This is a genomic window from Actinoplanes sp. NPDC020271, from assembly GCF_044388125.1.
Taxonomy (GTDB): Bacteria; Actinomycetota; Actinomycetes; order Mycobacteriales; family Micromonosporaceae; genus Actinoplanes.
On the sequence record NZ_JBIRWQ010000004.1, the window covers coordinates 451,742 to 465,960 of the forward strand.

Consider the following 14,219-nt stretch of genomic DNA (forward strand, 5'->3'; position numbering starts at 1 on the left):
GTCAGCCGATCGGGAGCAGGCGGCCGAGTTTGCGGTATTCGCGTTCGGCCGCCGCCACCAGCTGCGCCATCGTGACCGGCCCGCCGGCCGTCGCGGCGAGGTAGCCCGCGGTGACCGCGCAGGCCCGGATCGCCCCGCCGGACAGTTCGTAGAGCCGGGCGCACCGGTCCAGGTCGACGTCGTCGGCCCGCGGCAGGTCGGTGCCGAGGCAGTGGTCCCACAACGACCGCCGCAGTGCCTCGTCGGGCACCGGGAAGTCGACGATCACGTCGAGCCGGCGGATGAACGCCTCGTCGAGATTCGCCCGCAGGTTCGTGGTCAGGATCGCCACGCCGTCGAACGACTCCATGCGCTGCAGCAGGTAGGCGCTCTCCAGGTTCGCGTACCGGTCGTGCGCGTCGCTGACCTCGGAGCGCTTGCCGAAGATCGCGTCCGCCTCGTCGAAGAGCAGCACGCCGTTGACCCCGGCCGCTTCGGTGAAGATGCGTTCCAGGTTCTTCTCGGTCTGGCCGACGTACTTGTCGACGACCGTGGACAGGTCGACCACGTACAGGTCGAGGCCGAGGTCGGCGGCGATCACCTCGGCCGACATGGTCTTACCGGTGCCGGAGTCGCCGGCGAAGAGCGCGGTCACGCCCCGCCCCCGGCCGCCGCCGGGTCGCAGCCGCCAGCCGCCCAGCACCTGCTCCCGGTGGCGCACCCGGGCGGCCAGTTCGTGCAGCTGCCGGTCGGCCTCGGTGGGCACGACGAGGTCGTCCCAGCCGACCGCGGGCTCGACGCGGCGGGCGAGTCGTTCCAGGCCGGCTGCGTTCTGGCTGCGGACCCCGGCGCGGATGTGACCGGCGCCGACGTGGTCCGCGCCGTCGATCAGCGCGAGGTGGCCGGCGACGGTCGCGGCTTTCCGGGCCTGTGCTGCGTCCAGTGTGTACGGCGCCAGTTCCCGCGCCACGTCGACGCCGTCGGCCACGGGGGCGCCGAGCGCCGACCGCCACAGGTCGAGGCGTTCGGTGCCGACCGGCGGCGCGGTGACCAGCACCGGCGCCTGCTCGGCCCAGAGCGGGTCCCACCGGGTTCGCCCGGTCAGCACGACCGGTGCCGCCGCGTCGAGCAGCCCGCGCAGCGTGCCCATCCGGTCGGGTTCGACCGGGCCTGCGACCAGGCCGGAGCCGGTCAGCCGGGCTTCGCGGACCGCCGCCGCGACTACCTCGGCCGGCGCCGGGCTCGCCGCCACCGCGTCCAGGTCGAGGCGCAGCGCGGGCCGGCCGGCGAGGGTGAGCGCGGCGACGGCGAGGTCCTCGGCGGCGCCGTCGTACACGTAGGACAGGTGGTGACCGGCGCCGATCGCGGCGGCCAGCCCGTCGGCGCCGGCGGGTTTCCAGCCCGGGTCGGGTAGCGGGTGCAGCAGCCGGGTCAGGCTCGGGTCCGGCCGGTCGTCGCCGAGCAGGTGCCCGAGCACCCGGTCGGGAACGCGCAGGGTCCGGGTCAGGAACGGGCGGTCGGCGTCCTCGACGAGCAGCAGACCGCCGTCGACCAGCGGGGATCCCGCGGTCAGCCGGGCGCGGGCGGCGCCCAGAACCGGCAGGACGCCGCACAGTTCGAGCGCCAGCCCGGCGGTCGCCCGGGGGCGGGTGACGTCGTCGTTGAGGTAGCCGTAGAGCTTCTCGTACCGCCGGTCGAGGTCCGGCAGCATCGCCACCAGCAGGATCTCCGAGTCGAGGGCAGGCAGCCCGAACTCGCGGGCCAACCGGCGCAGCGGCACGATCTCCCCCGCCTGCTCGGCCCGGTCGGCGACCTGCTCGGCGGCCTCCAGCGCGTCCCGGTCGACCAGGTCCGGCAGCGGCCCGGCGGCCGGATCCTCCAGCAGGCGGCGGGCCGCGGCGGCGGAGATGTGCAGGCCACGCAGCGGGTCGCCGGGGTCCGGGTCGGTCTCCTGCCGGACGGCGACGGCCTGACGGATGCGCTGCTCGATCAGGGAGAGCCGGACCCCGAGGTATTCACTCACCGGTGCGGCCCGATCGGCCGGCTCCCGCCACGACGCCGGCGTTCGCCGGGAAGATCACGTTCCCGCGGTACGCCCATCGCCCGCACCTGCTCCTCGTCGGCGAGTTCCGGCTGGTTGAGACGTCGGGACTCGTCCACGCCGGTGTCCGCGTCCCGGGTCGTCAGCCGCAGCCCGTCGGTGACGGCGGCCGCCGCGCGCACGCTGCCACCGGCGAGCGGGGCGAGCACCACCAGGTCGAGTGACGGTTTCAGGTTGCCGCCGAGCGCGCTCCAGATGTCGGCGAGCCCACGGTCCCGCATCGGTGGGACGGCGATCGTCAGCGAGACCGGCAGGGCGAGGCCGGCCAGGGTGCCGGTGAGCCGCGTGGGCGGGACGGCGTCGTGCCGGACCAGCCCGGCCAGCAGCACGGACAGGATCCGGTGCTCGTCCTGCGGGCGGCTCGTCCACGCCGTGACCAGGTACGACAGGGAGAACCACCGCGGTGCGTCGTGTTCGGCCACCGCGGCGCCGTCCGCGTCGTACTCCAGAGCCGAGCCCTGCTGTCGCAGCGACATGTCCTCCTGGATGTCGTAGAGGAACAGGTTCACCGTCGGCGCGGTCCGCCGGGCCGTCCACTCCTTGGTCGGCGCGTCGAACGCCACCTGGAGGTCCATCCCGGCCAGCGTGTCCTCGGTGAGCAGCGCGAGCAGTGCCGCGTCCACCTCGTCGATCATTTGCGCAGCACCAGCCCGGGCGGCTGCTGGGCCGGTTGCACGACCCGGAAGTCCGTGGTCACGCGGGCGAAGCCGGTGCCGGTGGCGACGACCTGCCGCGGGCCGAGCTCGTCCTTCCAGAGGACCAGCAGCTGCGCGTCGAAGCCGCCCTTCGCGTCGGGCACGGCCGGGTTCGCCGCGACCGTCACGCCGGTGTCCCAGGCCAGCCGGACGGGCACCCCGGGCGGGAAGTCGAAACCTCGGATGATCGTGACGAAGCCGGGCGGGCCGAGCTCCGGGTTGGCCACGATGCGGGGCTGCAGCACGCGCAGCGGGGTCCCGACGGTCTGCGTCACGAGGGTGTCGGCGCCGATCACGCCCCGTACCGTCGTGGTGATCCGCTTGGGCGGAACCAGCACGAAGGTGAACTGGCGCGCGGTGCCCGGGTTCAGGTCGCCGACGCGGCAGATCGTCGTGTCGCAGGCAGCCGGGCGGGTGACGACCGGGATGCCGGCCGGCAGCTGCGGGGTGATCGTGACGCCGGTCGCGGGGCTGCCGCCGACGTTGCGCACGGTGTAACGGACCGTGGTGCGGTGGCCGACCCAGGTCGGGGTCGGCGTGATCACGACGCTGACCTGCAGCCGCGGCGGGGCCGGGGGTGCGGGCGGCGCGGCCGACTCGCTCGGCGACGGCGCCGGTGGCGCGGTGGCGGCCAGGTCCACCTCGGCGGTGTTGTCGACCGGGGCGGCGTCGGCCGACCAGCCGCCGGCCGTCCAGCTCAGCGACCCCTCGGCGGCGGTCGTGGCGGTGATCGTGACCCGGACGCCGACGGCCACGCCGATGCCCGGCGAGCCGAGTTCGCAGCTGAGCGCGGTGAGGTCGCACGTGCCGGTGTCCGCTTCCAGTTTGCTGACCTGGAAACCGGCCGGAACCGTGAGGTCGACGTGCACGCCGTGCGCGGTGACCGGGCCCTTGTCGGTCACCGAGAGCGCCACGGTGGTGGTGTTGCCGGCGCTGAACTGCTGGGGCTTGCGCACCACGGCGGTGGTGATGTCGCTGGCGCCCTGCCAGGCGGGCCAGCGCTGCCGGCCGGGGATCTCCCAGGTCAGGCCGTCGCGGACGCCGCTGGCCAGGTCGTACGTCTTGACGTAGTCCGGCTCGGTGACCGCCGCGTACCGCCGGGCCGCGTGGGCCAGCGTCGACCCGTCCGGCGACCAGACCACCTCGCGCGGGTGGTGCGGCCCGGTGTCGGGCGCGATCAGCGTGCCGCCGCAGGTGTTGTTCACCGGCACCAGCGCCCGGCAGCTCTTGCCGGCCAGGTCGATGGCGAGCATGCCGTCCGGCGCGCGGCCGAACGCGATCTGGTTGCCGTCCGGTGAGAAGCCGGCGCCGTAGTCGGCCCGCCCGGCCCCGCCGGAGGCGAGCGTGAGGTCGGTCTGCGGGCCGGTGCCGTCGGCGGCGACGAGCCAGAGGTGGCTGTTCGCGGCCGCGCCCTCGGTCTGCCCGCGGTCGAAGACGAGCGACGCACTGTCCGGCGACCAGGCCGGCTGGGTCTCGCCGACCGCGTCTCCCCCGGGTGGCATGGTGGCGGCCGGCTCGCCGGTCTCCGCCTTCACCACGACGATCCGCGCGGGCGCGCCCGGGGTGCGCAGCGAGTACGCGATCCGCGTCCCGTCCGGCGACCAGACCGCCTCGGTCTCGGAGCCGGTCGCGGTGCGGCCGGGCAGGTCGAGGCGCTTGCCGTGGCTGCCGTCGGCCCAGACCACCCAGAGCCGGGCGACCCGGTTCGCGCCCTCGGTCTCGAACCGGCTGACCAGGATGCGCTGCCCGTCCGGCGAGTACGACGGCCGGGCCGTCCACGGGTCCCCGTTCACCGGGTTCCACAGCAGGTCGGGGTTCGCGCCGGCGCCCGGGTCCTCGCGGAGCACGGTGACGCCGAGGTCGCGCGGGTCGACGGCGTCCGGCCGGACGTCGGAGAGGTCGGCGGTGAACCGGTCGGCCGCGGTGGTCCGGGTGATCAGCAGCCGGGGACCACTTCCGTCCGGGTCGTACCAGCTGGGCGGGCCGATCGAGCGGTCCTCGCTGTACTGCAGGGCGGCGATGCAGGGGCAGCCGTCGTCGCGCGGCTGGCCACTGTAGAGCAGGTCGGTGGCGCCGAGCGCGCCGTCCGGCTGGGTGCTGCGGCTGACGAACGCGACGGTCAGGCCGTCCGGGTTCCACACCGGCTCGCGGCTCTCCCACTCGGTGTGCAGCATGAGCCGGTCGTTGGTGCCGTCCAGCGCGCTGATGTGCACCTTGCGGTCGTTCGCACTGCCCGGCGCGGCGGTCCAGGCGATCAGGCCGCGGCTTGCGACCGGGTTCCACGACGGCTCGCCGGCCCCGCCCGCGACCTGGGTGACGAAGCGCGGCGCGCCACCGGTCAGCGCGATGCACCACACCTGCGGGACATCGGAATTGATCCTGCCCTCGAAGGCGAGCTCGGTGCCGTCCGGTGACCAGGACGGCCAGTAGTTGTCCCCGGTCCCGTCGGTGACCCGCCGCGGGGTGCCTCCGTTGACGCCCACGACCCACAGGTCACGGGCGCTGCCGACGCCGTCGCGGGTCATCGCGTAGGCGATCTGCGTTCCGTCCGGCGAGACCACCGGGTGGCTCGCCACCTGGGCCGTGTCGGTGGTCAGCTGCACCGGGTTGCCGCTGCCGGCCTTCGACCAGACCTGGGCGAGCCGGGACGTGCGGCGGCTGACGAACGTCACCGTCGCACCGCGGGCCGAGGCCTCGTCGTCGAAGTGCTGCACGCTCGTGGCGAAGAGCGGGTCGGAGGTGGTGGCGCCGGCGACCACGCCGATCGACCGGTGCGCGGTGCCGACGTAGGCGACCCGCAGGTCAGCGGCTTTCAGCGGCGGATCGCCGGGGGCGGCACCGGCGACCACGGCCCACACACCGGACGCCGCGACGAGCGCGGCCAGGGCAAGGGCCGGGAACGCCCGAGACTTCAGCACGGTGTCATCCTGGGTGACGGACCCTGGCGCCCGCACCGGACGCCGGGGCAACGACGAGGGCAGAGAGACTGCCCTCAGATCAGGTCGTGGCGCAACGCGTACGCCACGGCGTGCGCCCGGTTGCGCAACTGGAGCCGGGTGGTGAGCTCGTGCAGCACGTTCTTCACCGTGCGCTCCGAATAGGACAGCTTCGAGGCGATCTCGCGGGTCTCCAGCCCTTCCGCGACCAGGCGCAGCACGTCCACCTCGCGGGTGGTCAGGCCGCGCAGGGTGAGGCCGCGCGGGTGCAGCACCTCGCGCTGCAGCCGGCCCATCTGCTCCAGCAGCCGGCCGAGCAGGTCACCGGGGACGCTGCCCTCCCCCTTGGCCGCGGCGAGCAGCACCTGGATCAGACGGCCGGTCGGCACCTCGCCGCGCCGGACGACGCCGACGACGCCGCACTCGACGGCCTGGGAGAGCTGCGCGTCGTCCAGATCGGACGCGACGAGGACCAGCCGGCTCGCACCCCGGCGGAGGTCACGCAGCGTGGCGAAGGTTTCCTCGGTCACGGTGTCGGCGACGACCACGGTGACGGCGGCGGATGCCCGTTCGGCCTCGGCGACGACCCGGATCTCCGGACGGCCGGCCAGGTGGCTGTTCATCCCCAGCAACGTGATCGGATCCTCGGCCTGGACAAACACCGGCACGCGCTGCATGTTTGAACCCCCTTCGTCCGGGGCATTCTGCGCTCTCCCGCTTACCAACCACTTAGCGTGCACTTAACGGGCGGCGTGGCGCGAAACACACAGACCGGACGGGCATCAGATCTGCCCGTGCCGGTTCCCCGACGGACCTGTTCCGTCGCGGCGTAATCCTTACGCTCAGCTACATGCGTGCATCCGCGAACCTGGGGACCGACTCCGTCTCGGTGTCCCCCGGCTCCACCGTGACGGTCCCGGTGACCGTCCGCAATTCGGGCGACACCGTGGAGGCCTACCGGATCGAGGTCCTCGGCGAGCCCGCCGACTGGGCCGTGACCGAGCCCGCGGAGATCACCCTCTACCCGGCCGGCAGCGAGACCGTGACGGTCACCTTCGCGCCGCCGCGGTCCCCGCGCGTCACCGCCGGCGAGCGCCCGTTCGGCGTCCGCGTCGTGCCCTCCGAACACCCGGACGCGACCGTCGTGCAGGAGGGCGTGCTCACCATCGAGCCGTTCTCCGAGGTCACCGCCCAGTTGCAGCCCGGCTCGCAGTCCGGCCGCCGGCAGGGCCGCTACCGCATCGACACCGACAACCACGGCAACGTCGCCGAGGAGCTGGCCTTCGCCGCCGCCGACGGGACCGACCAGGTCACGTTCGCGCTGCGGCCGGCCGCGCTGCTCGCCGCGAACGGCACCCGGGCCGAGACCCGCCTGACCGTCAAGGCGCGCCGCTGGCTCTGGTGGGGGCCGTCGCGCGAGTTCCCGTTCACCGCCGAGGTGCAACCGGCCGGTGGCCGGCTCCTCGCGATGGAGGGCGTCTTCGTCCAGAAGCCGATCATCTCGGCCGGCCTGCTCAAACTCCTCGCGGCGCTGCTGGCGCTCCTGTTGGCGCTGCTCGCGCTCTGGTTCGGGCTGGTCCGGCCGGCGGTGAAGACCGCCGCCAAGGAGGCCGTCGACCAGAACACCGCGCAGCAGAAGGCCGCCCAGGAGGCCGAGTTCGCGACCACCCCGCCGGACCCGACGCCGACCCCGGCCGCCACGGGCGGCTCCGGCACCCAGGGCGGCGCGCCGGGCGCCGGCCAGCAGAGTGCCGGCGCCGGCGCCGGCCCGGGTGGGAACGGTCCGGGCGAGCAGTTCTCCGCGGCGATCACGTTCCGGACCAACAAGGCCGGCTCGGCCGAACGCAGTTACACCGTGCCGGCCAAGCAGACGTTCCTGCTCACCGACTTCCTGGTGGACAACGTGCAGGGCGACGAGGGCACGCTGCGGGTGACCGCGAACGGCGTGCCGGTGGTCACCTACGCCCTGGAGAACTTCCGCAATCAGGACTATCACTCGGTCACGCCGATCCGGGTGCCGGCCGGTGCGAAGGTGAGCATGCAGGTCGCCTGCCGCACCCCGGGCACTCCGGCCAACGCGACCGCGGCCACGCAATGCCGCGAGTCGCTCTACCTCAACGGCCTGATGCAGAAGACCAAATAAGACACCCGGGAAAGAGGAAGACCCGATTTCGCCGTACGGGAAATCGGGTCTTCCGCTTTGCCGAGGGGAAGCACCTCGGGCGGCCGGCGCCGTTACTCGGCGGCGACGACCTTCTCGCCGTCCGGGCCGGCCGCGAACCACGTGCCCCCACGCCCTGCCCGTTCAGGTCACCCGGCTTCGAGTCACCGGAGCAGCGGTAGATCGGCCACCCGCCCACGGTCAGCTGCACGGTGCCGCCGGCCCGGCGGATCGCCCCGACCTGCTTCGGGTCGACGCCGGCCAGGTAGACCGAGCCGACCACTTCCAGCTGACCGTTCCCGGCCGCCGGCGCCGAGGATGCCGCGGCCGAGGTGGTCGCGGGCGCGGCCGGCGGCTGCTTCCGGTCCGAGTCGGTGATGGTGATCGTCTTGCCGCAGCCGGACATCAGGGCGGCCGCGCAGAGCAGCACCGCGGCGGACGGGGGTCGAAGCCACGCCGCACACACGAGACCGGCGGCCCGGATGGTTCACCCCGCTTGAACCATCACCGCGGGCTGTCTCGTGTGTGCGGCATGGCCGATGACGTCAACATCCCTGGCACCGAGCTGAAGGAGGCCCAGGACATGCTCACCTTCGTCCACGACTTCATCGACATCGGGCATCACACGTTCGACTTCGACGCGGCCTTCGGCCGGGACCGGCTGCGGCACTCGGCCCAGCACTTCGAGGACCGGTGGAACGACGGCCGGTTCCAGCTCAAGCGGCAGATCGCCGGCGTCCGGGACGCGAACGGCAACATCCTCGACTCGTTCGAGAAGACCGACCAGGACGCCGCCGAGAACCTCCACGAAGGACAAGGGTGACACCGATGGCGACGACCACCGCGCGGCGGTTCCTGCTGGACGTCCCGGACCTCTGGGACCAGGTCGACCTCGGCGGCGAGGAGCTGGCGGCGGTACGCGCCCAGGCGCTGGCCACCACGACCGACCCGCGCGAACGGATGCGGATCAACGACATGTTCCGCCAGGCCCGGGAAGTCAGCCGGGCCGCCCGGCGGCAGGGGGCGCTGCTGGCCGCGGGGACGGCGACGGTCTACGACGAAGGGCTCTTCATGGCGTACGGCATGGTCTTCGCCGTCACCACCCCACCCGGTCAGGAACTGACGCTGCCGGTGCTCTCCGCGCAGGCCGGGGTGTCGGCGGCCGGCATCGCGCCGAAGGACCGGATCATCTCGTCGGTCCGGCTGCCGCACGTCGGCCCGGTCGCCCGGGTGACCGGCACCGAGACCACCCGGCTGACCGGGGACATCGACGTGAAGCTGCTCACCATGCACACGATGATGCCGGTGCCGGGCCGCGCCGAGGACTTCCTCGTGGTGACCCTCGCCAGCCCGAACCTGCCGCTGAAGAACGAGGTCTACGACCTGTTCGACGCCATCACCAGCACGTTCCGCTTCGTCGAGTAACCACGCACCAGCCGCCCGGCCGCACCGCGGCGTCCCGGGAGGGTGAGCCGCGTCGCCGGGAGGAAGCGGGGCGGCCCGTTGCGTCTTGGCCAGCTTGTCCGGCAGGTCGTCGCCGACCTTCTCACGCAGCTTGTCGACGGCCGAGCCGCGGCCTGCCGCGATCGAGCCGTCCTTCTTGAGGACGCTCAGCGCCCGCTCGGCCGCGCCGGCGATGTCGGAGTAGCGCTGGACCACGCCCTGGATCTGATCCGGATCACCGGGTGTCGGGTCCGCGCTCATCCCGACCAGGTCGAAATCCGCGGGTGTCGCGTGCTGCCGCGCCATCCTCCACCTCTCGCCGTGCGCCTGCGTCGGGGGATACCCGGGACGGGCCGCCGGAAGGGTTCGAGCGTTTTTCGTCGAACCATCCGCCGCGGGCGTTCCGTGTAGGTGGCATGTCTTCGCTCCTGCGGACCGCGCTGGTCCTGGTCATGGCGGGCTGGGTGGCGCTGCTCGGCGCCGGGCCGGCCGCGGCCGACGACGGCCTGGTCGAAGTGTTCGTCGTCACCGAGGCGTCCCAGACGCTGCCGTCGATCGCCGCGAGCACCCTCGGGGACCAGCGCCGGGCCCGCGAGACCGGCGGCCAGAATCAAAGCCAGAATCAAAATCAAGATCCGGTTTCCCGTACGGCGGTGACCTTCCCGCTCGCCGCCGCCCTCGCCGTCGTCGCCGCGGTGTTCCTCGCCCTGATCACGGTCCTGATCGTGAGTCGTCGCCAGGTGACCGCTCTCGCCCGCCGGGTCGCCCGGGCGATCACCGAGCCGGGCCGGCGACGCCGTCGGCTGGCCGCCCGCCGCGCGCTCGGTGCGCGGTTCGCCGCGGACGGGGAGGCGCTGCTGGTCGATCTGAGCCGGCTCGACGGGGTGCTCAGCGTCACCGGCGATCGGGCGGTCGCGCGGGACGTCGTGCAGCACCTGCTCGGCGAGGTGGCCCGGCTGCGCCCCGGTACGCCGGTGCTGATGCTGCCGGCCACCGACGGGCCGGCGCCGCTGGTGCTTGCGGGTGGGCTCGAACACGTACCGCCGATGGTGACGCCTCCACCGCGGACCGCGAGTGAATCGCCGGGTCCGCTGCGCGGCGCCGCCGTGCGCGGGCCGGTCCGGGGCCTGATCGTGCTCGCCGGTGAGCCGGACGAGCAGCAGCGGGCCGCTCGGCGGGAGCGGCGGCGCCGGATGGACCGGCCTGGTCTGCGGCGACGCCGGGGAGAGCGCGCACTGGCGCCGGCACGCTGCCGCCGACGGTTCGCTGGAGATTCCCGTGCTCGGTGTGGCCCTCACCGTCCCCGCTTGACCCAGGCCTTCCGGAGGACGTTGAGGGCGTAGTGCTGTCGCGATTTGATCGTGCCGACCGGGACGCCGAGGATCGTCGCGGTCTCGGCCGCGGTGCGCCCGGCCATCGTCGTGTGCAGCAGGACCGTGCGGTGCTCGGTGGAGAGCCGGCGCAGCAGCGCGGTGACCTCGGCGGTCGCGACGATCGCGTCGGCGTGGTCCGGCACGGCCGGTTCGGCCGGGCGGTCCTCGACGGTGAGACTCTCCCGCCGGTTGCCGGCGCTGCGCATCCGGTCGATGGCCAGGTGGCGGGCGACGGTGAGCAGCCAGCCGCGGATCGAACCCTCGCCGGTGAACAGCCGCTCGCTGTGCCGCCACGCCCGGATCAGCGTCTCCTGCGTGAGGTCCTCGGCCAGGTAGTGGTCGCTGACCAGGGTCCGGACGTAGCTGAGCAGAGCCGGGCCGTGCTCGATGACGAGCGCGTCGAACTGCGCCTGCTGGTCGGTGACGGTGGTGGTGGCCATGGTGACGGGGTCCCTGTCTCGCGGCGACGGTCGGGCGCGACCGTAGGCAGAGGGAACTTCCGGAACTCTGACCAAGTTCTGACCGGGCGGTCAGAACTACGCGACGGCGCGCACCTCGCGGCGGCGCAGACGGGCCCGGATCTGCGGTGCGTCGGGGTGACCGAGGTCGTCGAGGATCGTCAGCGCCGCACGCCACGACGCCTCGGCCCGCGCCGCGTGACCGGCGGCGTCGTGCGTGTCACCGATGTGGACCAGCGTGTCCGCCTCCAGGTAACGGTCGTGCACCAGCCGATAGATGCGCACCGCGTGACCGAAGGAGATCAGGGCCTGCTCGTACGCCCCCAGGTGGTGCTCGGCGTACCCGACGCTGTCCCAGGCGGCGGCCTCACCGTTGAGGTCCCCGATCGCCCGGTGCTCCTCGACCGCCCGGCGGCACTCGGCCAGCGCCTGCGAGTAGTCCCCGAGCAGGATGTGCGTCCAGCCGGTCTCGTTGTGCACGTGCGCCAGCCCGGACCGCCGGCCGGACGCCCGGTACAACTCGGTCGCGGCCCGGTAGTGCGCGATCGCGTCGTCGTGCCGTTCCCGCTGGTTCAGCAGGAACGCCAGCAGCCGGTGGGCGCGGGCCGCCCCGTTGCCGTCGCCGATCTCGGCGAACAGTTCCAGGGAGTGCTCCAGGTACCGGTCCGCCTCGGCCCAGTGGCGCAGGCGGCCCTCGGCGAAACCGAGCGAGCGTTCGGTGCAGGCCAGCGCGTACCGGTCCACGGTGGCCAGCGCGGACGCCCGGGCCAGCGCCTGGATCTCGCGTTGGACCAGCCACGCCCCGGTGCGGTCCAGATACATGTCCAGCGCGCCGGCCAGCTGCCAGGCATACCCGTCCCGGACGGTGGCGTTCTGCTTGACCGCCGCGATCAGGACCGGCCGCTCGCTGTCGAACCAGGCGGCCGCCTCGCCCGCGTCCCGGAACGCCGTGACCAGGGTGCCCGGCGCCGGCGAACCCAGTGGCAGCCGCTCCCGCGCCGGGAACAGCAGCGCCGTCGCGTCGACCGCGGTGTGCAGGTAGTGGTCGAGCATCCGCTCACGGGCGCCGTCGTCGTCGCCGTCCAGTTCCCGCGCGTACGCCCGGAGCAGGTCGTGCACCCCGAACCGGCCCGGTTCGGTCGCCACGACCAGGTTCGCCCGCAACAGCTCGGCGAGGGCCCGCCGGACCCACCCGAGCGGCTCCCCGGCCAGGCTCGCCGCCGCCGCGGTCGAACACTCCGGGCCCGGGTGCAGCGCGAACAGGCGGAACAGGCGGGACGCGGGCGGGGTCAGCACCCGGTACGACCAGTCGAAGACCGACCGCACGCCGGAGCGTGCCGACTCCCCCTCGAACGCGTCGAGGCTGCCGTCCGACTCGCGCAGCTCCCCGGCGATCGCCGCGAGCGAGAACCGCGGGTTCATCGCGGCCCGGGCGCTGACCATCGCCAGGGTCAGCGGGATCCGGCCGGCCAGCTCGGCGATCTCCGCGGCGGCGGCCGGCTCACGCGCGACCCGCTCCGCCCCGATCCGGCGGGACAGCAGCTCGATCGCGTCGCCCGACGGCAGGTGCTCGCAGGTGATCGCGGTCGCGCCGTGCTGCGAGACCAGGTCGTACAGCTGATGGCGGCTGGTCACCACGGTCAGGCAGCCGGGCGCCCCGGGCAGCAGCGGCCGCACCTGCTCGCTGTCCCGGGCGTTGTCCAGCACGATCAGCACCCGGCGACCGGCCAGCAGACTGCGGAAGAGCGCGGTCTGCGCCTGCAGGCTGGCCGGGACCTCCCGGGCCGGGACGCCGAGCGCCTCCAGGAACGAGTGCAGCGCGTCGGCCGGGCTGATCATCGCCCGGCTCGCGGAGAACCCGTGCAGGTCGAGGTAGAGGTGGCCGTCCGGGAAGTGCTCGGCGATCCGGTGGGCCCAGTGCACGGCCAGGGTCGTCTTCCCGGCGCCGCCCATGCCGCTGACGGTGACCACCACCGCGGCCGGGCCCGGCTCGTCGCCGACCGGCGGGAACAGCTCCAGCTCGGGGCCGCGCCCGGCGAAGACGGCCAGGTCCGGCGGGAGTTGGGCGGGCCGCTTGACCGGCCGGGTCCCGCCCGGGGCGGGGGGCTCGGTCTGCTGCCGGAGCACCCGCTCATGGGCGTCGCGCAGATCCGCGCCGGGATCCAGGCCCAGCTCCTCGGCGAGCCGCTCGCGGGTGGCCCGGAAGACCTCGAGCGCCTCCGCCTGCTTCCCGGTCGCCGCCAGGACCAGCATGAACCGCGCCTGCAGCAGCTCGTCCAGCGGATGCTCGGCGGCGGCCGCACGCACCGCGAGCAGCACCCGCCCGGCCACCTCGGCCCCGGCGGCCGGCGCGTGCTCGGCGGCCGATTTCAGCGCCGCCAGCCGCTCGCCGTCGGCCAGCGTGAACGCCGGCCCGGTGCGCACGTCGGCCGGGATGTCGGCGGCGATCGGCCCGTGCCACAGCTCCAGCGCGTCCAGCAGGATCGCGGCGGCCTCACCGGGCTCACTCCCGTCGGCGTCGCGGCGCGACTGCCGGAACCGCAGCAGGTCCACGGCCTGCGGATCGACGTCGAGCCGGTAACCCCAGGAGCCGCGGACCAGCACGCGCGACGCGCCCCGGCCGGTCAGCCCGGGCTCGAGCAGGCGACGCAGCACCCCCACGTACCGGTGCACGAGGTTGCCCGCGGTCTCCGGCGGCTCGCTGCCCCAGAGAGCGGCGACGATCTCCCGCAATGACAGAGGGTGACCGATATTGATCAGCAGAACGGCGAGGAGCGCCCGCTGCTGCGGTGGCCCCAGATCCAGCTCAGCGCCGTCCCGCCAGGCCCGGACCGGCCCCAGCACCGAAAACGTCAGCGACATCCCGCCTCGATCATCCGTTTGCTGTCCGTCATCAGAGTAGGTCCGCAGCGGGGTCCCGACCAGAACGGTCCGAAGCCCGACACAAACCCCCCACCGGCCGCCGACCCCTGGTGTCCACCTTCGGCGGTGCCCGGCCGGAGACCGGTCTCGCCGGACGACTCACCCGGCCCGGCGACTGCTCCGACGAGCACCGGGAACTTCCGGGAACGCG

At 73.7% G+C, this 14,219-nt stretch carries 11 protein-coding genes; 4 read left to right on the forward strand and 7 right to left on the reverse strand.

The features are described 5' to 3' along the window. Position 1: 1 nt before the first annotated feature. The 4 genes from ACH442_RS12270 to ACH442_RS12285 form a co-directional block, all read right to left on the reverse strand. Positions 2-2,002, reverse strand: a complete 2,001-nt coding sequence (locus ACH442_RS12270) for an ATP-binding protein (RefSeq protein WP_396338005.1) — start codon at positions 2,000-2,002, stop codon at positions 2-4. Next, positions 1,999-2,715, reverse strand: a complete 717-nt coding sequence (locus ACH442_RS12275; RefSeq protein ID WP_396338006.1) for a DUF4255 domain-containing protein — start codon at positions 2,713-2,715, stop codon at positions 1,999-2,001. Before ACH442_RS12275 ends, ACH442_RS12270 begins: the two co-directional genes overlap by 4 nt. Beyond that, positions 2,712-5,693, reverse strand: a complete 2,982-nt coding sequence (locus tag ACH442_RS12280) for a hypothetical protein (protein WP_396338007.1) — start codon at positions 5,691-5,693, stop codon at positions 2,712-2,714. Before ACH442_RS12280 ends, ACH442_RS12275 begins: the two co-directional genes overlap by 4 nt. A 74-nt stretch (positions 5,694-5,767) precedes the next feature. Next, entirely contained in the window at positions 5,768-6,388 is a 621-nt protein-coding gene (locus ACH442_RS12285; RefSeq protein ID WP_396338008.1) for a response regulator transcription factor, read from the reverse strand. 173 nt (positions 6,389-6,561) lie between these two features. On the opposite strand from ACH442_RS12285, the gene ACH442_RS12290 reads away from it, so the two are divergent. Continuing rightward, positions 6,562-7,854 (forward strand): hypothetical protein, encoded by a 1,293-nt coding sequence (locus ACH442_RS12290; RefSeq protein ID WP_396338009.1) that lies wholly within the window; start codon positions 6,562-6,564, stop codon positions 7,852-7,854. On the opposite strand, the gene ACH442_RS12295 is transcribed toward ACH442_RS12290, so the two are convergent. After that, entirely contained in the window at positions 7,826-8,302 is a 477-nt protein-coding gene (locus ACH442_RS12295; RefSeq protein ID WP_396338010.1) for a hypothetical protein, read from the reverse strand. The genes ACH442_RS12290 and ACH442_RS12295 overlap by 29 nt on opposite strands. Positions 8,303-8,404: 102 nt before the next feature. Here ACH442_RS12295 and ACH442_RS12300 point away from each other — a divergent pair, with 102 nt between their 5' ends. The 3 genes from ACH442_RS12300 (at position 8,405) to ACH442_RS12310 (ending at position 10,658) form a co-directional block, all read left to right on the forward strand. Continuing rightward, positions 8,405-8,695: a hypothetical protein gene (locus ACH442_RS12300; RefSeq protein ID WP_396338011.1), complete on the forward strand. Its 291-nt coding sequence runs from the start codon at positions 8,405-8,407 to the stop codon at positions 8,693-8,695. Between the two features lie 5 nt (positions 8,696-8,700). Beyond that, positions 8,701-9,297, forward strand: a complete 597-nt coding sequence (locus ACH442_RS12305) for a hypothetical protein (protein ID WP_396338012.1) — start codon at positions 8,701-8,703, stop codon at positions 9,295-9,297. A 434-nt stretch (positions 9,298-9,731) separates the two neighbouring features. After that, positions 9,732-10,658, forward strand: coding sequence for a hypothetical protein (locus ACH442_RS12310; protein ID WP_396338013.1), 927 nt, complete (start codon positions 9,732-9,734; stop codon positions 10,656-10,658). Here the strand turns inward: ACH442_RS12310 and ACH442_RS12315 are convergent. Both ACH442_RS12315 and ACH442_RS12320 read right to left on the reverse strand, forming a co-directional pair. Beyond that, positions 10,610-11,128: a sigma-70 family RNA polymerase sigma factor gene (locus ACH442_RS12315; RefSeq protein WP_396338014.1), complete on the reverse strand. Its 519-nt coding sequence runs from the start codon at positions 11,126-11,128 to the stop codon at positions 10,610-10,612. The two genes, ACH442_RS12310 and ACH442_RS12315, sit on opposite strands and share 49 nt — an antisense overlap. Before the next feature lie 96 nt (positions 11,129-11,224). Further along, a complete protein-coding gene (locus ACH442_RS12320) occupies positions 11,225-14,008 on the reverse strand; it encodes a BTAD domain-containing putative transcriptional regulator (RefSeq protein ID WP_396338015.1) in 2,784 nt (927 codons plus the stop codon). Positions 14,009-14,219: the final 211 nt, after the last annotated feature.